The organism is Alistipes sp. An31A (genome assembly GCF_002159425.1).
Classification (GTDB): Bacteria; Bacteroidota; Bacteroidia; order Bacteroidales; family Rikenellaceae; genus Alistipes; species Alistipes excrementigallinarum.
The window spans coordinates 289485-309407 of the sequence record NZ_NFIO01000002.1 but is presented as its reverse complement, the minus strand read 5'-3'; the positions used below and the strand labels follow the sequence as shown (position 1 = coordinate 309407).

Here is a 19923-nt window from a genome sequence, read left to right as displayed (position 1 = left end):
CGGGGGCTTCCGCCTGCGTGCGCGGCGCGGGGCGCCTCCGCATCTCTGCAACCCGGTTGCTTTGCGTCCCGCGGATTCGGTCCGGACTACTCGGGCAGCGTGCCGAGTTCGGGGTCGCCGACGACGACCGTCACCAAATCCTCGTGGGCCAGATACTGTCGCGCCAGGCGCTGCACCTCGGCGGGGGTGATGGCCCGGATGCGGCCGATGTTCTGCTCGATGACCTCGTTGCCGTCGCCGCAGAGCAGGTTCTCAATCGTCACGTCGGCGATGCCGAAGGGGCCGTCGAGGATGCGCAGCATCTCGCCGACCATCATGTTCCGCACCAGCGAGAGCTCCTCCTCGGAGACCGGCTCGTTGCGCAGACGCTCGATTTCGGCATAGATTTGGCCCAGCGCCTCGGCCGTCACCTCGCTGCCCACCTGTGTTGCGACGGCGAAGTAGCCCGCCTGCTCGAAGTTGACCATGGCGGCCACCACCCCGTAGGTGAATCCGTTGCGCTCACGCAGGTTTTGCATCAGACGCGAGCCGAAGTAGCCGCCCAGCAGCATGGCCACCACCTGCATGCCCAGAAAGTCGGGATGCTGCCGCGGGAAGAGCAGCCGCCCGATGCGGATGGCCGACTGCACCGCCCCGGCATGAGGCAGGATGAGCCTGTGGGTGGTCTCGGGTGCCGGCATGGGCTCCTCGACGCCGGCCGCGGAGGTCGCTAGGGCGCCGGCAAGGCGTCCGACGGCATCGAGCTCCTGTGCTCCGATGCGGCCGCTGCAGACCACCAGCGTCTGGTCGGCGGTGTAGTGTTCGCGGTAGAAGCGCTCGACAGCCTGCCGCGTCACCGCGTCGTAGGCCTCGGTCGGCGCCGCAATGCCGTAGGGGTGCGTCGTCCCGAAGAGCGCCTGGGCAAAGGCCTCGCGGGCCCGCACGTCGACCTTCGTGCGGTCGATGGTGAGCCGTTGGCGGCGCTTCGCGCAGTAGCTGCGCAGCTCCTCCTCGGGAAAGAGCGGGCGGAGCAGAATCTCCCGGGCCACCTCGAGCGTCTGGGGTACGAACTTCGAAAGGGCGGCGAAACTGATGTAGGCGTAGTCGCGGTCGATGTTGGCATCGTACCACGAGCCGTAGTAGTCGAGCCGTTCGGCAATCTGCTGCGCCGTCATCCCGCGGCTCCCTTCGGCGAGCATGTTGGCGGTCGTCGAGGCGGTGAAGAACTCCCGCTGACGGGCCGTGCCGGCGCGGAAGACGAACGAGATGCGCAGCACCTCGAATTCGGGGGCCGCAAGGGTGTAGAGCCGCACGCCGTTAGGCAGCGTGTGCAGTTCGGCTGGCGTTACATCGACCTGCGAGGGGATAATCAGGGGCGGTTGTTTCATCATGAGCGTGCCTTGTAGATGAGTGTCGAGGAGTTCTCCGCGCGGAAGGTCCGGCGGCTGAAGTCAATAATGTCGTCGGCCGTAACGCTGCGGTAGCGGTCTACCTCGGCGTTGATGAGCGCCAGGTCGCCCAGCATCTCGTAGAAGCCGAGGTTCATCGCCTTGTTCATCACGTTCAGCTCGCCGAAGAGGGTGTTGGCCTCGAACTTGTTCTTGACCTTCTCGGTCTCGTACTCGCAGGCCGGGGTGCGGCAGAGCTCCTCCATCTCGCCCAGCAGCGCCTCTTCGGCCTGCTCGGGCGTCGTCTCGGGGAGCAGCTGTCCCGTGAAGACGAAGAGTCCCGGGTCGCGGTCGCCCGTGATGTAGGCGTTGACGCTGGCCAGCAGCCTGCGCTCCTTGACCAGGCGGTTGTAGAGCCGCCCCGAGTCGCCGCCGGCCAGCAGGTCCGAGACCAGGTCGGCCGTGTAGAAGTCGGGCGAGAGGCGGTCGCCCATGTGGTAGGCGATGGAGATGGCCGTGGCCGGCACGTCGCGCTCGACCTCCTCGCGGCGCGCCTCCCGCTGCGGAGGCTCCTGCGCGATGGGCTCTTCGGTCACCGTGCGGGGGGCAATCTGGCCGAAGTAACGCTCCGCGAGGTCGAGCATCCGCTCCTCGTCGATGTCGGCCGAGAGCGAGAGGATGGCGTTGCCGGGGTGATAGTGGTCGCGGTAGAAGCGGCGCACCTCGTCGAGCGAGGCGGCGGCGATGTGGTCGGGTGTCAGTCCGATGGTCGACCAGCGGTAGGGGTGGACCTTGTAGGCCAGCGCCCGCAGCAGCATCTGCTGGTCGCCGTAGGGCTGGTTGAGGTAGCGCTGGCGGAACTCCTCGATGACCACGCGCTTCTCCGTTTCGAGCTTCTCGGAGGTGATGTCCAACCCCTCCATGCGGTCGCTCTCGAGCCAGAGCGCCGTCTCGATGTTGTCCTTCGGCAGCGTGATGTAGAAATCGGTATAGTCGTTGTTGGTAAAGGCGTTGTTGTCGCCGGCGGCCATCTGGACCGGGAGGTCGAAGTTGGGGATGCGGCGCGTGCCGCGGAACATCAGGTGCTCGAACAGATGGGCGAAGCCCGTCCGGTCGGGGCGCTCGTTGCGGGCGCCGACCCGGTAGAGGATGTTCACCGCGGCGAGTTTCGACTGGCGGTCGCGGTTCACGACGACCGTCAGCCCGTTGGCAAGACGTTTGGTACGGTAGGCAATCATGGATGCAAAGATACGAAAAGCGGAGGGCAAAACGCCTCTGCGGCCCGGTTTTTTGCACGGCCCGCCGCGCTTCCTTAATTAAATATGCGCGGAGAGGCTCTCCGCAAAAACCGCTCCGCGGCGGCGGCCCTCACGGCATGCGTGCGCGGCGTCGTGCGCCCCGGGGCGGGAGGGTAGCCGCGGTACGCACGCCGCAGGCCGGGGCGGGCGAATAACGTGTAGATTGTTAATTTTTTAACACAGCGGGAGCGTAAAATTTGTTTGGCGGACGTCATCGTTTTTTTTGATGAAAATTTGTATATTTGCCACGCGTCTGCACAAGCATACAGAAAAACAACACAATATCATCCAAAAACCTTTTAAAAATGGCTGAAAAGAAATTTATCACTTGTGATGGCAACTACGCTGCGGCTCATGTGGCATACATGTTCTCGGAGGTTGCGGCGATTTACCCCATCACGCCGTCGTCGACCATGGCAGAGCTCGTGGACGAGTGGGCCGCTCAGGGCCGCAAGAACATCTTCGGCGAGACCGTCAAGGTGATTGAAATGCAGTCGGAGGCGGGTGCTGCGGGTGCCGTACACGGCTCGCTGCAGAGCGGTGCGCTTACGTCGACCTTCACCGCATCGCAGGGCCTGCTGCTGATGATTCCGAATATGTACAAGATTTCGGGCGAGCTGCTGCCGGGCGTCTTCCACGTTTCGGCCCGTGCGCTGGCTGCCCAGTCGCTCTCGATTTTCGGTGACCACCAGGATGTGATGGCCACGCGTCAGACCGGCTTCGCCATGCTGGCCACCTCGTCCGTGCAGGAGGTTATGGACCTCGCCGGCGTGGCACACCTCGTGGCGCTCAAGTCGCGCGTGCCGTTCCTGCACTTCTTCGACGGTTTCCGCACCTCGCACGAAATCCAGAAAATCGAGCTCATCGACGAGGCAGCCCTCACGGCGCTGCTTGACCGCGATGCCCTGAAGGCCTTCCGTCAGCGTGCGCTCAACCCCGAGCACCCCGTAACGCGCGGTACGGCCCAGAACCCCGACATCTACTTCCAGACGCGCGAGGCTGCCAACAAGTTCTACGACGCCGTGCCCGACATGGTGGCCGAGACGATGGCCCAGATTTCGAAAATCACCGGCCGTGAATACAAGCCCTTCGTATACTACGGCGCTCCCGATGCCGAGCATGTCGTCATCGCGATGGGTTCGGTGACCGAGACCCTGAAGGAGACGGTCGACTACCTGAACGCCAAGGGCGAGAAGCTCGGCGTGGTGACCGTTCACCTCTACCGTCCCTTCTCGGTGAAGTACCTGATGGACGTGCTGCCCCAGAGCGTAAAGCGCATCTGCGTGCTCGACCGCACGAAGGAGCCCGGAGCCAACGGCGACCCCCTCTACATGGATGTTGTCGAGGCCTTCTCGCGCACGGACCGCAAGGTGCTCATCATCGGCGGCCGCTACGGCCTCTCGTCGAAGGACACCACGCCGGCACAGATGCTGGCCGTCTTCGCCAACCTCAAGGCTGCCGAGCCGAAGAACCAGTTCACGGTGGGCATCACCGACGACGTGACCTTCCACTCGCTGCCCGTCGGCAAGGAGATTTCGCTGGCCAAGCCCGGTACGTTCGAGGCTCTCTTCTTCGGTCTGGGCGCCGACGGTACGGTGGGTGCCAACAAGAACTCCATCAAGATTATCGGCGGTACGACCAACAAGTACTGCCAGGCATACTTCTCCTACGACTCGAAGAAGTCGGGAGGCTACACCTCGTCGCACCTGCGTTTCGGTGACAAGCCCATCACGTCGCCCTATCTGGTGACCACGCCCGACTTCGTGGCCTGCCACGTGCCTTCGTATGTCGACAAGTACGACGTGCTGAAGGGTCTGAAGGCCGGCGGTTCGTTCCTGCTCAACTCGGTGCACGACGCCGCCACGACCTGCGCCACGCTGCCCGACCACATGAAGGCCTACCTGGCGAAGAACCACATCAACTTCTACATCATCAACGCCACGAAGATTGCCTCCGAGCTGGGTCTGGGTTCGCGTACGAACACCATCATGCAGTCGGCTTTCTTCAAGATTGCCAACGTCATTCCCTTCGAGAAGGCGGTTGAGGAGATGAAGCACGCCATCCTGAAGTCCTACGGCAAGAAGGGCGAGGATATCGTCAACATGAACTATGCGGCCGTCGACGCCGGCGGCAACGCCGTTGAGAAGGTCGAGGTTCCGGCCGAGTGGGCACAGATTGAGGACAAGGGCTTCACCCATCCGTCGGATGCTTCCTATCCCGAGTTCGTCCGCAAGATTGTCGAGCCCATCAACGGTCTGAAGGGCGATGACCTGCCGGTATCGGCCTTCAACGGCCGTGAGGACGGCACGTGGGAGAACGGTACGGCCGCCTACGAGAAGCGCGGCATCGCCGTCAACGTTCCCGAGTGGCAGATTGCCAACTGTATCCAGTGCAACCAGTGCGCCTATGTCTGCCCCCACGCCGTGATTCGTCCCTTCCTGGCAACCGACGAGGAGGCTGCCGCTTCGGGTACGGAGTGGAAGCAGGGTCTGGGCGAGACGAAGGCCTACAAGTTCCGCATCCAGATTTCGCCGCTCGACTGTACGGGTTGCGGCAACTGCGTCGATATCTGCCCGGCCAAGGAGAAGGCGCTGGTAATGCGTCCTCTGGAGGAGCAGCTCCCGCAGCAGAAGAACTGGGACTACCTGACCAAGCACATCGGCTACAAGCAGGTGGTCGACAAGACCAAGTCGGTGAAGAACCTCCAGTTCGCACAGCCGCTCTTCGAGTTCTCGGGTGCCTGCGCCGGTTGCGGCGAGACGCCCTACATCAAGGCCATCACGCAGCTCTTCGGCGACAAGATGATGGTTGCCAACGCTACGGGCTGTACGTCGATTTACTCGGGTTCGGCTCCGTCGACTCCCTACTGCACCAACGCCGAGGGCAAGGGTCCGGCATGGGCCAACTCGCTCTTCGAGGATAACGCCGAGTTCGGTCTGGGCATGCACATCGGCGTGGAGAAGCTCCGCGACCGCATCCAGCAGACGATGGAGGAGGCCATAGCCAACTGCTCGAAGTGCTCCGACGAGCTGAAGGGCGTGATGAAGGAGTGGATTGCCAACCGCGGTTCGTCGGCCGGCTCGGCCGAGGTTACGGCCCGTCTGGTGCCGATGATGGAGGCCTGCGGCTGCGACTACTGCAAGGAGATTCTCGCCCACAAGGATTGGCTCATCAAGAAGTCGCAGTGGATTATCGGCGGTGACGGCTGGGGCTACGACATCGGCTACGGCGGTCTGGACCATGTTCTCTCGACGGGTCAGGATGTGAACGTGCTGGTTGTCGATACGGAGGTTTACTCCAATACGGGCGGCCAGTCGTCGAAGTCGACCCCCGTGGGTGCCGTTGCCAAGTTCGCATCGGCCGGCAAGCGCGTCCGCAAGAAGGACCTCGGCGCGATGGCCATGACCTACGGCTATGTATACGTTGCCCAGGTTTCGATTGGCGGCTCGCAGCAGCAGCTCTTCAACGTGCTGAAGGAGGCCGAGGCCTATCCCGGTCCGTCGCTCATCATCGCCTACGCTCCGTGTATCAACCACGGCATCAAGGGCGGTATGACGCGTACGCAGACCGTCGGCAAGGAGGCCGTAGCATGCGGCTACTGGCACCTGTGGCACTACAACCCGCAGCTTGAGGCCGAGGGCAAGAACCCCTTCGTGCTCGACTCGAAGGAGCCCGACTGGACGAAGTTCCGCGAATTCCTGATGAAGGAGGTTCGTTACTCGTCGCTCCAGAAGTCCTTCCCGACCGAGGCCGAGGAGCTCTACAAGGCTGCCGAGGAGAATGCCAAGTGGCGTTACAACACCTACAAGCGTCTGTCGAAAATCGAGTACTAATCGTTGACGACATGCGATAAACGATTCGCGGCACCCTCAGCAGGGTGCCGCGATTTTTTTGTGCGTGCGGTGAGCGGCGCTTCGAGGCAGTGCGAGCCGGCGCGCTTTGGTTGCGTACGTAACAAGGCCATGAAGAAGGGTAGCGGGACGGCAGCAGGGTGGTCGGCTGGACCTTCTCCGGGCCTCGGCGACGCTTTCAGCGCCTGAAATTGGGAGAATTGCAACGAGTTGGTTATCTTTGCCGCAGAATGGTCCGGGCTGAAGACCGTTGCCTGCTTGTGTCGTTGCGGCAAGGCTTTTGGACTCCAGGGCGTAAAACCGATACAGCAAACAACAAAAACAATAGACACATGAAAAAGATTCTCTTTGCGGCCGCAGCCGTGCTGGTTGCGCTGACCGCCTGCGACGGAGCCAGGAAGACCGTCGCGCTCGAAGGTACGCAGTGGAAGCTGGAGCAGATGGAGGGCATTCCCGCCGAGGCCATCACGCGCGAGGCCGACTTCTTCACGCTGACCTTCAACGCTGCCGATACGATGGTCAACGGTCGTACGAACTGCAACCGCTTCTTCGGCCGCTATGCACTCAACGGCAACGAGCTCGAGTTCGACAACATGGGTATGACGCGGATGGCCTGCCCCGAGATGGAGTATGAGAACGCCTTCGTGGAGATGCTCAACGGGGTGGACGGCTACGCCATCGAGGGTGAGACGCTGACGCTGCTCGGCAACGGCAAGGCGCTTGCCACCTTCAAGGCGCAGAGCGCAGCGGTGCCGACGACCCAGGATGCTCCGGCTGCCAGGGTGACCCCCGTCGAGGCGGCCGAGGCTGCCATCGAGGTGATGGATTCGATTGACGTGGTCGAGTAACGACCCTCTTCGGAATAGGAAAAGGGTGGCTCCCGGAGGGGCCACCCCTTTTTGTTGCCCGACGGCAGCACTTGTGCGTCGATACGAAAAAAGCGGACTTCCCGCAGGGGAAATCCGCCTTGTTTCGCGTTCCGAAAGCAGTTACTCGCTCAGCGGGGTAACGCTTACATAGGACTTGCCGCTCGCCTTCTTGCAGAACTCGACCGTACCGTCGACCAGCGCGAAGAGCGTGTGGTCCTTGCCCATGCCGACGTTCTCGCCCGGATTGTGTACCGTACCGCGCTGACGAACGATGATGTTACCTGCCTTTGCGAACTGACCGCCGAACAGTTTCACGCCGAGTCGCTTGCTTTCCGACTCACGGCCGTTCTTCGAACTACCTACACCTTTCTTGTGTGCCATTTCTCTTCAGTTTTTAAAGGTTTATGCAACAATCTCCTCTACGAGCACCTGCGTCAGATACTGGCGGTGTCCGTTGCACTTCTGGTATCCCGTTCTGCGCTTCTTCTTGAAGACGAGGACCTTGTCGTCCTTCAGGTGCTTCAGAATCTTGCACTTTACCGAGGCGCCTTCTACTACAGGTGCGCCTACCTTGACCTGACCGTCGTTGTCTGCGAGCAGGACCTTGTCGAAACTTACGGACGAGTTTTCTTCGCCCTGGAGACGGTGAACATAAAGTTTCCGACCTTTCTCAGCTTTGAATTGCTGACCTGCAATCTCTACTATAACGTACATTGAATGTGTAAATTATGTTTTTGAACATAAATTCAGCATGCAAAGATATGTATTATTCGCTTCATACGCAACAACCTGCGCTAATTTTTTTCGCGGCCGCCGCTTCGGCACGGTTCTGGCGGGCGTCGGCACGGTGCGGCAGGGCCATTGCCACGCAATTTTCAGGAGGGTAGAGCGTTATGAAAATACAGGAAGCGGCCTTGAGCGGCGATGACCGGAGCTGTGGACGGTATGGGTGGAATTGATTGTGAAAAATTTCACAATATCATAAATTGTTGCTACCTTTATGCCAGCAATGAGTATCGAACAAAAACAGGACGAACGATGATAAACGACAAGGAGCGGAAGTTCCTGCTCCCGCCGCTGTTCAATGCGGCGGTGCGGGCCGGGGCAGCCATCATGGAGGTCTACAAGGACAGCTCGTCGTATGAGGTGAGCCTCAAGAGCGACCGAACCCCCATCACGCTGGCCGACCGGCTGGCCCACAAGACCATCCGCGAGTACCTCGGCCCCACGCGGATACCGATTCTGAGCGAGGAGGGGCGCGAACTGCGCTACGAGGAGCGCCGCAACTGGGAGCTCTTCTGGCTGGTCGACCCGCTCGACGGAACGGTAGAATTCCTCAAGGGTAACAACGAATTCACGGTCAACATCGCGCTCATGGAGAACAATGTCTGCGTGGGCGCGGTGATTTATGTCCCCTACTTTGCCAAGATGTATGTGGCCGGACGCGGAGCCGGCTCCTACCTCAAGGAGGGGATTGCGCCCGATGCGGCGGCCGACTATACCTACGAGCAGATTGTCTCCGGCTGGAGACGATTGCCGCTCTTCGACGGCAGTCGCGAGCGGCAGCGCGTGGCCGTCTCGCGTTCGCACCAGACCCCCGAGACGCACGAGCATATCGAGGAGCTGCGCCGCCGCTGGCCCAATCTGGAGGTGGTCGAGCAGGGCAGCTCCTACAAGTTCTGCCTGCTGGCCGAGGGTACGGTCGACTACTACGTCCGCACGTCGCCCACCTACGAGTGGGATACGGCGGCCGGGGAGCTGATTCTCTCGGAGGCGGGCGGTCAGACCCGTTCGCTGCCCGAGGGGCGTGAGCTTCGCTACAACGAGGAGGACCTCCACAACCCCTGGTTCGTCTGCCGGGCGAAGTGCTGCCGGCTCTGACTCTGCGCGGATGCGGCGCCGGGCCCGGAGCGGAGCAGTGGAAGCGGGCATGCCCGGGAGGAAGTCTTGGCTGCGACTGAATTGGGGTCAGCTCCCCGGTGAAGGTGAGGTCGGACGGTGTGTCTCCGTTGGTCGGAGTGAAGGAGGTATTGCCGTTGCGAACGAAGCAGAAGGGTATGTTGCCGTTGAGGGAGAGGCGGCAGGATGTGCCGCTGCCGGTCTGATGTCGGAATACCGCCGCCGGGCGAGGATATGGATAAAAAGAAAGAGGAGTCGTAACTCCTCTTTTTTTTGTGCTCGGCGCCCTTTGTGGGCCCGGCACCCGCCTTTTTTGTGCCCGGCACCCGCCTTTTTTGTGCCCGGCACCTGCTTTTTGTGCCCGGCGCCCGCTTGTCGGGGACTTTACGACGCGCGGAACTGGGATTTTGTGCCCGGCGCCGGGGCTTAGCCGGGACGGCCGGACTAACGTGCTGCCGGTTGCTCCGCGGAGGCGGAAGCTGCCGTGCGGCTCCCCGCCGGGGCGTGGTGGATGCGCTGCTCCTCGATGTCGCAGGCCGAGCAGTTGCCCGAGCAGCCCGCTGTGACGCAGTCGGTCTGGCCCGAATCCTCACGCGACTCCTGCACGGCGCACTTGATGCCCAGCCGCTGCATGTTCTTGTTGGTCGAGATTTCCGAATCGATGAAGTGCCCCTTGAACATCAGCGTGAGCGACATCCCGACGACGAACAGGGCGACGGCCGCAATGGCGGCCAGCAGAAGAATCAACCACGATGGCATGACATGTGTGTTTTTAGGGTCCGAAATTTTGGGCTTTCCGGGACAAATGTATACATTTGTAAATTAATTTGCAAAAATGCCGCCCTGTTCCGAACCCCGACCCGAAAAAGCCGGCCGGAGCGTTGCGGGCGCGGCATCCGGCCAAAAATCGAACCTATGAGAATCGTCATTGCGGGAGCCGGCGAGATGGGGAGCCATCTGGCCAAGATGCTGAGCGGAAACGGCCACGACATCACCATCATCGACGCCGACCAGAAGCTGCTGGCCGACGTGGGCAGCCTGGCCGACGTCATTACGGTCGAGGGCGACTCGACCACCTTTGCCGTGCTGCGCAAGGCCTCGGTGCGCAAGTGCGACCTCTTCATCGCCGTCAACCACGAGGAGAACGACAACGTCGTGGCGGCGATGCTCGCCAAGCAGCTGGGGGCCAAGAAGTCCATCGCACGCATCGACAACAACGAATACCTCGAGCCCAACAACAAGGAGATGTTCATCGAGATGGGCATCGACTACCTCTTCTATCCCGAAAAGGTGGCCGCCCGCGAGGTCATCAACCTGCTGGGCCACACCTCGACCACCGAGTATGTCGACTTCTCGAGCGGCAAGCTCTCGCTGGCGGTCTTCCGTCTGGAGCCCGCCTCGCCGCTGGTGGGGCAGGAGCTCACGGGCTTCGACGAGGAGCAGACCGAGCTCAACTACCGCACGGTGGCCATCACGCGCGGCGGCGAGACCATCATTCCGCACCGCGGCGAGCGCTACTTCGAGGGTGACATCATCTACGTCATCGCCCGTCAGGATGCCGTGCGCGAGGTGATGGAGTTCTCGGGGCAGTCGAACATCGAAATCAAGAACATGATGATACTCGGTGGCTCGCGCATCGGCATCCGCATCGCCACCGAGCTGCAGGACGAGGTCAACATCAAGCTCATCGACTACAACGCCGAGAAGGCCTACCGTCTGGCCGAGATGCTCGACAAGACATTGATTATCAATGAGGACGGGCGTAATACGGAGGCGATGATGGAGGAGGGCCTCTCGAACATGGACGCCTTCGTGGCGGTGACGGGCCGCAGCGAGACGAACATCCTGGCGGCGATGCTGGCCAAGCGCATGGGCGTCAAGAAGGTGATTGCCGAGGTCGAGAACCTCAACTACATCAATCTGGCCGAGTCCATCGGCATCGACACCATCATCAACAAGAAGCTCATCACGGCGTCGAACATCTTCCGCTTCACGATGTCGACCGACGTGCAGGCCATCAAGTGCCTGACGGGCAGCGACGCCGAGGTGCTCGAGTTCATCGTCAAGCCCAACTCGCCGGCCACCAAGTGCCGCATCAAGGAGATGGGGCTTCCCGAGGATACCATCATCGGCGGCATCGTCCGCGGCGACAAGGTCTTCATTGCGGTCGACAACTCGATGATACAGCCCTACGACCGCGTGGTGGTCTTCGCCATGCCCGAGTCGGTGGGCCGCGTGGGCTACTTCTTCAACTAAGGAACTTTAAGCAACAAAAACGATTTTGTCACTTCGCAGCATACTTCTGAGGGCCTACTTCTCGCAGCGCGAGCGGGCCATCGACACCTTCCGCCGCCACCCCGTGGAGACCCAGGCGCGCATGTTCCGGCAGCTTCTGCGCCGGGGCCGCCGCACGGAGTTCGGCTGGCGCTACAACCTGGGCCGCATCCGCACGCCCGAGCAGTTCGCCTCGATGGTCGAGACGTTCGACTACGACACCTTCAAGCCCTACATCGAGCGGATGCTGGCCGGTGAGTCCGACGTGACGGCTCCGGGCCGCGTCACGCTCTTTGCCCGCTCGTCGGGCACCACCTCCGACCGGAGCAAGTACATCCCCGTCACGCGGGAATCGCTGTGGTGGAACCATACGATGGGCATGCGCGACGTGGCGACGGTCTTCGCGGCCAACAACCCCCGCTCGAAGGTCTTCGACGGCAAGACGCTCACGCTCGGCGGTTCATGCCGGCAGGAGGGGTCGAATCTGGTGGGCGACCTCTCGGCGCTGCTCATCCACGAGACGACCTTCTGGAGCGGCTGGTTCCGCGCGCCGAAGATGCAGACGGCCCTCATCGCCGATTTCGACCGCAAGGCCGAGGCCATCTGCCGCGAGTGCACGGGCGAGAACATCACGGCCTTTGCCGGCGTGCCGTCGTGGAACCTGGCGCTGATGCGCCGCGTGCTCGAGTATACGGGGCGCAGCAACCTGCTCGAAGTGTGGCCCAATCTCTGCATGTTCGCCCACGGCGGGGTGGAGTTCACCCCCTACAGGCGTTCGTTCGAGGAGCTGATACCCTCGCCCGAGATGCAGTACATGGAGACCTACAACGCCTCGGAGGGCTTCTTCGCCCTGGCCGACGACCCCACGCGCAGCGACATGCTGCTGATGCTCGACTACGGCACCTACTTCGAATTCCGCCAGGGCGACAGCATCGTGCCGCTCGAAGGGGTGAAGAGCGGCGAGGTCTATGCTCTGGTCATCACCTCGAACAACGGGCTGTGGCGCTACGAAATCGGCGATACGGTGGAGTTCACCTCGACGGACCCCTACCGGATTCGCTTTGCAGGGCGTACGCGCCAGTACATCAACGCCTTCGGCGAGGAGGTGATTGCCGACAACGCCGACCGCGCCCTGGAGCGGGCCTGCCGCGAGACGGGCGCCGTGGTGGGCGAGTATACGGTGGCTCCCTGCTACATGAGCCTCCGCGAGCGGGGCGCCCACGAGTGGATTGTGGAGTTCGACCGCGAGCCCGATGACCGGGCCCGCTTCGCCGAGGTGCTCGACCGCGAGCTGCGGGCCATCAACTCGGACTACGACGCCAAGCGTCTGACGACGCTCGACCTGCCGCGCATCACGGTGGTCGAGCGGGGCCGCTTCCTTGACTGGATGCGCCGCAAGGGGAAGAACAAGGTGCCGCGTCTGATGAACGACCGCCGCGTGGCCGACTCGGTGCTCGGGGGCAAGTAGTCCGGACCGGGGCGGGCGCCGATTCTCTAATTAGGCCCGGCTTTGCAGGGCGGAACGTTTTTTCGGACGTAGCGGTTTCGGGAGCGCGGCGTTGCAGCCGGGTGTCGGACTGCGGCCGCCGAAAACAGCCGCTGAAAACAGCCGCCGGCAACGGTTGCCGAAAAAACGGCCGCCGAACGACAAGAAGTGTAAAACCATTCAGAAATATCGATTGAACGATGTATATTGCCATTGCGGGAAACATCGGCAGCGGCAAGACGACGCTGACCGAGATGCTGACCCGGCGCTACCGGGCCAAATGCTATCTGGAGGAGAGCAACAACCCCTACATCGGGGATTTCTACGAGGATATGAACCGCTGGTCGTTCCAGCTGCAAATCAGCTTCCTCGGCAGCCGCATCGAGCAGACGATGGACATGCTCGCCTCGGGCGACGAGGACATCATCCAGGACCGGACCATCTACGAGGATGCCCACATCTTCGCCACGAACCTCCACGAGATGGGGCTCATGTCGACGCGCGACATCGAGACCTACATGAAGATTTTCCGGCTCGTGACCACGCTCATCCCCAAACCAGACCTGCTGATTTACCTCAAGGCGAGCGTTCCGACGCTCATCTCGCAGATTCACAAGCGGGGCCGCGAGTACGAGATGAACATCGACGAGTCCTACCTGCGGCGGCTCAACGAGAAGTACGACCACTGGATTGACCATATCTACGACGGCGAGGTGCTCGTCGTCGACAAGGACAACGAGGACTTCGTGGAGAATCCCGAGGTGCTCGAACGGATTTGCGCACGGCTCGATGCGCTCAAAGCCTCCGAGAAGCGATGAGGCTGCCCGAAGCGTTCGTAGCGTCCATTGCCCGCGAGCTGGGCGAAGAGGAGGCGCAGGCGTTGTGTGCGGCGCTCGACGGCCCGTCGCCCGTTGCGGTGCGGCTCAACCCGGCGAAGTGCGCGGCACTCCTGCCCGCCGTTGCGACGGGCGAAGGGGTGCGCCGCGTAGGGTGGTGTGCCGAGGGGCGTTACCTGCCCCGGCGGCCGCAGTTCACCTTCGATGCGGAGTTCCATGCCGGCGCCTACTACGTGCAGGAGCCCTCATCGCAGTTTGTCGGGCGGCTGCTCTCGGGTGTCGATATGCGCGGTGCGCGGGTGCTCGACCTCTGCGCCGCACCCGGCGGCAAGAGCACGCTCTACGCCTCGCTGGTCGGGAGCGAAGGGTTCGTTGTCGCCAATGAAATCGACCGCCGGCGGGCGCAGGTGCTTGCCGACAACATCCGCCGCTGGGGCACGGGCAACGTCGTGGTCACGACGGCCGATGCGGCCCGCATGGCGGAGTTCGAGGCGTGGTACGACGTGGTGGCGGTCGACGCCCCCTGCTCGGGCGAGGGGATGTTCCGCAAGGACGACGCCGCGCGCGGCGAGTGGAGCGAGGCGAACGTGCGCCTCTGCGCATCGCGTCAGGATGCCATTCTGCGCGAGGCGTGGCGGGCGCTGCGGCCCGGCGGGACGCTCCTCTACAGCACCTGCACCTTCAACCGCACCGAGGACGAGGGCTCGCTTGAACGTTTTCTTGCATGGGCGGGCGACGAGGTGGCCGAGGCCGGCGAGTTCCCGCTCGCGGAGGAGTGGGGGATTCTCGGCGGCAGGGTCGGAGCCTTCCGCACCTTCCGTTTCTTCCCGCACCGGGCCGAGGGCGAGGGCTTCTTCGCCGCCGTGGCCCGCAAGGCCCCCGATGCCGGCGGTCGGAGCCGCACGCCGCGGCAGCGCCGCGAAGTGCTCGTCGCGGCCGACAAGGCCGCAGCGGCGGAGCTTGCACGCTGGGTCGAGGAGCCCGCGGCGATGCGCTTTGGCGCGGCGGGCGATACCCTCTACGGCTGGTATGCGGCGCAGTACGATGCCGTGCGGAGCCTCTCGGGCGTGCTGCCCGTGATTTATTCGGGAGTGGCCATGGGGCAGCTCTTCAAGGGGCGGCTCAAGCCCGACCCGGCTTTGGCCCTCTTCGCGGGGCTGCGGCGCGATGCCGTGCCGACGGCCGAACTCGGCTCGGAGGATGCGCTGCGCTTCCTGCGCAAGCAGGAGCTTGCAGCGGGGCTCTTTGCCGAAGGCATCAATCTGGTGACGGCGAGCGGCCGGGCGCTGGGATTCGTCAAGCGGATTGGCCCCCGCGTGAACAACCTCTATCCCAATTCGCTGCGCATCCTTCGGCAGCAGGGTGACGGAGAGCCGGCCGGCGAGGGGGAGGCGTAGCCCCGGGGCGCGGTCCGATACGGAGAGCGGGGCCGACCTCATGCTGAGGAAAGCCTTGTGTTGAGGAAACCGGCCCCGAAGGAGATGAAAATATAAACCGTGAAACGAAATAGCGTATGGCAGAGAAGCTTTACTATTCAATGGGCGAGGTGGCCGAGATGTTCGACGTCCGGCCGTCGTTGCTGCGCCACTGGGAGTCGCAGTTCGGCGTGCTGAAGCCCAAGCGGAACAAGAAGGGCAACCGGCTCTTTACGCCGGCCGACATCGAGAACCTGAAGCTGATTTACCACCTGGTCAAGGAGCAGGGCATGACGCTCGAGGGGGCCCGCAAGGCGCTGCGTCAGTGCCGCCGCGAAAAGGAGGTGCCGCGCGACGTGGAGCTGCTCGAGCGGCTGCAGCGCATTCGCGCGCTGCTGGTTGAGGTGCGCGAGGAGCTCAAGGAGCCTGCCGCCTCGCAGGGGCGGACCGTGCTGGTCGATTCGTCGGTCGACGCTTCGGCGGAGCTTCCGACCGATGCCGCAGAGATGGCGCACGGGGAGGCCCCCGAAGAAGCGGCTGCGGAGCAGGATGCTTCGGTTGCCGCAGAGGCTGGAACCGCCGCCGAGGCCGAAGCTGCCGCCCCGAAGCGCCGCCGGCGCACCAAACCGGTGGTGAAGTTTGCCGATACGCCCGAGGGTGGAACCCCGGCGGAGGCAGAGGCGGAAGCTGCCGCGCAGACCGAGCCGGGCGCTCCGAAGCGTACGGCACGCCGTCCGCGCCGCGGCAAGAAGGAGGAGGCGGAGCACAAGGAACTCTTCGCCTTCTACGAACAGTCGCTCTTCTGAGGCGCAGCGGCCTGCTGCGGCCGGCAGCGCGCCGCACGTTAACGCAATCATCTGGAAAAAGAAGACAACACTATGAAAATCAAAGATATAACCGACGTAATCGAGCGCTTTGCACCGCTCTCCTACCAGGAGTCCTACGACAACGCGGGGCTGATTGTGGGGCGTCCCGACGACGAGGTGCAGCGGGCGTTGCTGGCCGTCGACGTTACGGACGAGGTGCTGGACGAGGCCGAGCGCGAAGGGTGCGACCTGGTCATCACGCACCATCCCATCATCTTCCATGCGCTCAAGCGCTTCAACTCGGCCGATGCCGTGCAGCGCTGCGTCGAGCGGGCCATCCGCCGCGGCATCGCGCTCTATGCCTGCCATACGAACCTCGACAGCGCCCCTGGAGGGATGAGCTGGCGTCTGGCCGCGATGCTGGGCATCGGGGAGCTCCGCGTGCTGCAGCCCTCGGCGGCCGACCCGCAGGTGGGCTTCGGCGTGGTGGGCGAGCTGCCCGAGCCGCTCCCGACGGAGGAGTTCCTGCGCCGCATGCAGCAGCGTCTGGGGCTCAAGGTGGTGCGCCACAGCGACCTGGTGCGCCCTCAGGTGCGGCGCATCGCCCTCTGCACGGGGGCCGGAGCCTCGCTCATGGAGGAGGCCCGCCGCTCGGGTGCCGACCTCTACGTGACCGCCGATTTGAAGTACAACGATTTCATGCTCCCCGACGGAGCCTTCGTGGTGGCGGACATCGGACATTTCGAGAGCGAATATTGCGCAATTGAGCTAATATTTGAGGTTTTATCGAAAAATTTGCTTACCTTTGCGGTCCGCAAGAGTGGATACTCGCGTAATCCGGTGAACTATTTCGTTTAAGTTCAAACAATTATAATATATGGCAACACAGAAAAAGGCCGCCGATGTTGATTATTCGATGCAGGAGAAAATCCTGGCGCTCTATGAGATTCAGAAAATCGACAGCAAAATCGACGAAATCAACAAGGTGAAGGGTGAACTGCCGCTCGAGGTTCAGGACCTCGAGGATGAGCTTGCCGGGCTGAAGACGCGCATCGACAACATCAACTCCGAGATTGAGGAGTTCAATGCGCTCACCAAGCAGCGCAAGCGCGAAATCGACCAGGCGAAGATTCAAATCGCCAACTACAAGGAGCAGCAGAACAACGTCCGCAACAACCGTGAATTCGACGCCATCTCGAAGGAAATCGAGTATCAGGAGCTCGAAATCGAGCTGGCCGAGAAGCGTCTGAAGGAGTACGCCGCCGGTGTGAAAGCCAAGAAGGCTCAGCTGGAGCAGACCGAGGCCGAGCTCAACGAGCGCAATGCCGACCTGACGGTCAAGAAGGGCGAGCTGGAGAGCATCGAGGCCGAAACGGCTCCGCAGGTTGCCGAGTACGAGGCTCAGGCCGAGCAGGCCCGTGCCAAGGTCGACGACCGGCTGCTGGCTGCCTACAACCGCATTCGCCGCAGCGTGCGCAACGGTCTGGCCGTGGTGACGGTGAAACGTGATGCGTGCGGCGGCTGCTTCAACCGTATTCCGCCTCAGCGTCAGATGGATATCCGTGCCGGCAAGAAGATTATCATCTGCGAGTACTGCGGTCGCATTCTGGTGGCAGACCCCGAAGCCGAGCAGTAGTGGACGGCTTCCGGCGTGAAGCCGGGAGGTGCATGTGAACAGGGCGGCGGACCCCAAAAGGGTCAGCCGCTTTTTTGTATCCGGAGGAACGGAGCGGTTTTCCGCGTCGGCAGGTGGAACCTTTCGTCTTCGGCGGGGGTGCGGGGCGGTATGCCGGCGGCGGAAGAGGAGAAAGTCGACGGAGACGGCGGGGCAGGATGCGTCTGCCGCTTTTTTGTGCCCGGAGGGGCGGAGCGGTTTTCCGCGTCGGCAGGTGTGTCGGCCCGTCCCTTTTCGATGGTGCGGCGGCGTTCCCCTCGATGGGTAGGTGGCAGCAGGGTGGTGCGGTTGGTTGAAACGGCGGGTCAGGCAGTGCCCGTCGTTTTTTTTATGTCCGGGCGGTGGCGGCCGGGCACCCCTTGCCCTGCGGTTGCGGGGCGGGACCGGACCGGAAGCATTTGCCCCCCCTTCCGCCCTCCGGCCGCGGTGGAGCGGCTCCGGGGCGGTCTCGCGCGGGCGGGAACCGAATAATGGCTCGGGAATAACATTTTACGGACGAAAAAGTTCGGACTTTAGCAAATAATCGCTATTTTTGCAAAGTTCTATACCGACGACTAAAATTGCCTTAGATGAAGATAGCCATTGCCCAGTTGAACTACACCATCGGCGATGTGGAGGGCAACACCTCGAAAATCATCGATTCGATTCAAAAGGCCAAAGAGCGTAAAGCCGACCTCGTGATTTTTGCCGAGCAGGCCGTGAGCGGAACCCCCGCCTTCGACCTGCTGCGGAAGACGACCTTCCTCGAGCTATGCGAGGATGCGCTGGTTACCATCGCCTCCTGCTGTGACGGCATCGCCGCCATCGTGGGGCTTCCGATTCTGACGTCGCAGGGCACCATCAGCGCCGCCGCGCTCATCCAGGACCGCAAGGTGCTGCGCTACGTGGGCAAGAAGTACATTACGGCCCGCCGCGAGATGGGCTTCCTCGTCGGTTCGAAGGGCTACGAGTATGCCACCATCAAGGGACACAAGTGCGCCATCGTCGTGGGCGACGACCTGAGCCGCGAACGCGACTACGACAAGTCGGTCGAGACGGTCATCTCCATCAACGCCCGCAAGTACGGCCGCGGCACGATGACCTACCGCTACGAGGTGATGCGCAACCTCTCGTTCGTCGAGGGCAAGAACATCGTCATGGTCAACCAGGTCGGCGGCTCGACCGACATCGTCTACGACGGCACGTCGGGCGCCTTCAACAACCGCGGCGAGCTGGTGCTCATGATGAAGAACTTCGAGGAGGACTTCCAGATTTTCGACACCCGCGCCCAGGCCCGTCCCGTCGTCATCCCCACCAGCGGCGAACGTACGCGGCTGGTCTACGAGGCGGCCCGCTGCGGACTGCGCGACTTCTTCCTCAAGAACGGCTACCGCAAGGCCTGCATTGGCCTCTCGGGCGGTATCGACTCGGCGGTGGTCGCCTGCCTGGCGGCCGATGCGCTCGGGCACGAGAATGTCCGCGCGCTGCTCATGCCCTCGCAGTTCTCGTCGGACCTCTCGGTCGAGGATGCCAAGGAGCTGGCCGAGAATCTGGGCATCGAATACAACGTCATCCCCATCACGGAAATCTACAAGTCGGTGGTCGACACGCTCACGCCGGTTATCGGCGGACGCAACTTCGACTCCACCGAGGAGAACATCCAGACGCGCATCCGCACGATTCTGCTCATGGCCGTCCAGAACAAGACGGACTACGTGCTGCTCAACTCGTCGAACAAGAGCGAAAACGCGCTGGGTCTCTGCACGCTCTACGGCGATACGGCCGGCGCCTTCAGCCCTACGGGCGACCTCTACAAGAGCGAGATGTACGATGTGGCGCGCTACATCAACCGCACCTTCGGCAACCCCATTCCCGAAAGCATACTCGACAAGGAGCCCTCGTCGGAGCTCCACCCCAACCAGAAGGACAGCGACATTCTGCCTCCCTACGAGGTGGTCGACGCCATCCTCTACCGCATGATTGAGGAGGGGCAGCACCGCGAGGAGATTGTCAACGCGGGTTTCGACTCGGAGGTCGTGGAGAAGATTCACTCGATGATTATGCGCAACGAGAAGAAACGCTACCAGTTCCCGCCCGTGCTGCGCCTTTCGATGTGTTCGTTCGGACACGAGCGGCTGATGCCGCTGACCAACAAGTACGGCGATTAG

General features: G+C 62.5%; 16 protein-coding genes. 11 read left to right on the top strand and 5 right to left on the bottom strand.

Translation table 11 applies throughout. The features are described from left to right. Window positions 1-86: 86 nt before the first annotated feature. Both B5F90_RS03245 and B5F90_RS03240 read right to left on the bottom strand, forming a co-directional pair. The gene (locus tag B5F90_RS03245) at window positions 87-1367 is read right to left on the bottom strand and encodes a pitrilysin family protein (RefSeq protein ID WP_087361289.1); all 1281 of its coding nucleotides are present in this window, start codon (window positions 1365-1367) and stop codon (window positions 87-89) included. Continuing rightward, a complete protein-coding gene (locus B5F90_RS03240) occupies window positions 1367-2605 on the bottom strand; it encodes a pitrilysin family protein (protein WP_087361118.1) in 1239 nt (412 codons plus the stop codon). The genes B5F90_RS03245 and B5F90_RS03240 overlap by 1 nt, the downstream gene beginning before the upstream one ends. Window positions 2606-2970: 365 nt before the next feature. Here B5F90_RS03240 and nifJ point away from each other — a divergent pair, with 365 nt between their 5' ends. Together nifJ and B5F90_RS03230 are read left to right on the top strand one after the other, a co-directional pair. Continuing rightward, a complete protein-coding gene (gene nifJ, locus B5F90_RS03235) occupies window positions 2971-6498 on the top strand; it encodes a pyruvate:ferredoxin (flavodoxin) oxidoreductase (protein WP_087361116.1) in 3528 nt (1175 codons plus the stop codon). Window positions 6499-6848: 350 nt separating this feature from the next. After that, window positions 6849-7364 (top strand): META domain-containing protein, encoded by a 516-nt coding sequence (locus tag B5F90_RS03230; RefSeq protein WP_087361115.1) that lies wholly within the window; start codon window positions 6849-6851, stop codon window positions 7362-7364. A 141-nt stretch (window positions 7365-7505) separates the two neighbouring features. Here the strand turns inward: B5F90_RS03230 and rpmA are convergent, their stop codons facing one another. Then, window positions 7506-7766: a 50S ribosomal protein L27 gene (gene rpmA / locus B5F90_RS03225; protein ID WP_087361113.1), complete on the bottom strand. Its 261-nt coding sequence runs from the start codon at window positions 7764-7766 to the stop codon at window positions 7506-7508. A gap of 21 nt (window positions 7767-7787) precedes the next feature. After that, complete coding sequence (rplU, locus tag B5F90_RS03220) at window positions 7788-8099, bottom strand: 50S ribosomal protein L21 (RefSeq protein ID WP_087361111.1); 312 nt, start codon at window positions 8097-8099, stop codon at window positions 7788-7790. 324 nt (window positions 8100-8423) lie between these two features. Between rplU and cysQ the strand changes: the two genes are divergently transcribed. Further along, window positions 8424-9266, top strand: a complete 843-nt coding sequence (gene cysQ / locus B5F90_RS03215; protein ID WP_087361109.1) for a 3'(2'),5'-bisphosphate nucleotidase CysQ — start codon at window positions 8424-8426, stop codon at window positions 9264-9266. A 462-nt stretch (window positions 9267-9728) separates the two neighbouring features. Here cysQ and B5F90_RS03210 read toward each other — a convergent pair whose 3' ends face one another. Continuing rightward, the gene (locus B5F90_RS03210; protein ID WP_234025668.1) at window positions 9729-10043 is read right to left on the bottom strand and encodes a hypothetical protein; all 315 of its coding nucleotides are present in this window, start codon (window positions 10041-10043) and stop codon (window positions 9729-9731) included. Between the two features lie 156 nt (window positions 10044-10199). Between B5F90_RS03210 and trkA the strand changes: the two genes are divergently transcribed. From trkA to B5F90_RS03170, 8 genes are all read left to right on the top strand, one after another. Then, the gene (gene trkA, locus B5F90_RS03205) at window positions 10200-11540 is read left to right on the top strand and encodes a Trk system potassium transporter TrkA (RefSeq protein WP_087361107.1); all 1341 of its coding nucleotides are present in this window, start codon (window positions 10200-10202) and stop codon (window positions 11538-11540) included. 25 nt (window positions 11541-11565) lie between these two features. After that, a complete protein-coding gene (locus B5F90_RS03200) occupies window positions 11566-13026 on the top strand; it encodes a GH3 auxin-responsive promoter family protein (protein ID WP_087361105.1) in 1461 nt (486 codons plus the stop codon). Between the two features lie 218 nt (window positions 13027-13244). Continuing rightward, a complete protein-coding gene (locus B5F90_RS03195; protein ID WP_087361103.1) occupies window positions 13245-13862 on the top strand; it encodes a deoxynucleoside kinase in 618 nt (205 codons plus the stop codon). Further along, window positions 13859-15277: a methyltransferase domain-containing protein gene (locus tag B5F90_RS03190; protein ID WP_087361101.1), complete on the top strand. Its 1419-nt coding sequence runs from the start codon at window positions 13859-13861 to the stop codon at window positions 15275-15277. Before B5F90_RS03195 ends, B5F90_RS03190 begins: the two co-directional genes overlap by 4 nt. A gap of 116 nt (window positions 15278-15393) precedes the next feature. Then, window positions 15394-16101 carry a MerR family transcriptional regulator gene (locus tag B5F90_RS03185; protein WP_087361099.1) on the top strand — a complete coding sequence of 236 codons (708 nt, stop codon included), beginning with the start codon at window positions 15394-15396 and terminating at the stop codon, window positions 16099-16101. A gap of 72 nt (window positions 16102-16173) precedes the next feature. Further along, window positions 16174-16959, top strand: a complete 786-nt coding sequence (locus tag B5F90_RS03180) for a Nif3-like dinuclear metal center hexameric protein (RefSeq protein ID WP_087361097.1) — start codon at window positions 16174-16176, stop codon at window positions 16957-16959. A 19-nt stretch (window positions 16960-16978) separates the two neighbouring features. Further along, the gene (locus B5F90_RS03175; protein WP_087361095.1) at window positions 16979-17737 is read left to right on the top strand and encodes a C4-type zinc ribbon domain-containing protein; all 759 of its coding nucleotides are present in this window, start codon (window positions 16979-16981) and stop codon (window positions 17735-17737) included. 608 nt (window positions 17738-18345) lie between these two features. Next, window positions 18346-19923: an NAD+ synthase gene (locus B5F90_RS03170; RefSeq protein WP_087361093.1), complete on the top strand. Its 1578-nt coding sequence runs from the start codon at window positions 18346-18348 to the stop codon at window positions 19921-19923.

Bases quoted from the DNA above. Each gene is read 5' to 3' on its own strand.
- B5F90_RS03240 (WP_087361118.1), bottom strand. From the start codon at position 2,605: ATGATTGCCTACCGTACCAAACGTCTTGCCAACGGGCTGACGGTCGTC.
- cysQ (WP_087361109.1), top strand. From the start codon at position 8,424: ATGATAAACGACAAGGAGCGGAAGTTCCTGCTCCCGCCGCTGTTCAAT.
- B5F90_RS03185 (WP_087361099.1), top strand. From the start codon at position 15,394: ATGGCAGAGAAGCTTTACTATTCAATGGGCGAGGTGGCCGAGATGTTC.
- B5F90_RS03180 (WP_087361097.1), top strand. From the start codon at position 16,174: ATGAAAATCAAAGATATAACCGACGTAATCGAGCGCTTTGCACCGCTC.
- B5F90_RS03170 (WP_087361093.1), top strand. From the start codon at position 18,346: ATGAAGATAGCCATTGCCCAGTTGAACTACACCATCGGCGATGTGGAG.
- B5F90_RS03245 (WP_087361289.1), bottom strand. From the start codon at position 1,367: ATGAAACAACCGCCCCTGATTATCCCCTCGCAGGTCGATGTAACGCCA.
- B5F90_RS03210 (WP_234025668.1), bottom strand. From the start codon at position 10,043: ATGCCATCGTGGTTGATTCTTCTGCTGGCCGCCATTGCGGCCGTCGCC.
- B5F90_RS03230 (WP_087361115.1), top strand. From the start codon at position 6,849: ATGAAAAAGATTCTCTTTGCGGCCGCAGCCGTGCTGGTTGCGCTGACC.
- B5F90_RS03190 (WP_087361101.1), top strand. From the start codon at position 13,859: ATGAGGCTGCCCGAAGCGTTCGTAGCGTCCATTGCCCGCGAGCTGGGC.
- nifJ (WP_087361116.1), top strand. From the start codon at position 2,971: ATGGCTGAAAAGAAATTTATCACTTGTGATGGCAACTACGCTGCGGCT.
- trkA (WP_087361107.1), top strand. From the start codon at position 10,200: ATGAGAATCGTCATTGCGGGAGCCGGCGAGATGGGGAGCCATCTGGCC.
- B5F90_RS03195 (WP_087361103.1), top strand. From the start codon at position 13,245: ATGTATATTGCCATTGCGGGAAACATCGGCAGCGGCAAGACGACGCTG.
- rpmA (WP_087361113.1), bottom strand. From the start codon at position 7,766: ATGGCACACAAGAAAGGTGTAGGTAGTTCGAAGAACGGCCGTGAGTCG.
- B5F90_RS03175 (WP_087361095.1), top strand. From the start codon at position 16,979: ATGGCAACACAGAAAAAGGCCGCCGATGTTGATTATTCGATGCAGGAG.
- rplU (WP_087361111.1), bottom strand. From the start codon at position 8,099: ATGTACGTTATAGTAGAGATTGCAGGTCAGCAATTCAAAGCTGAGAAA.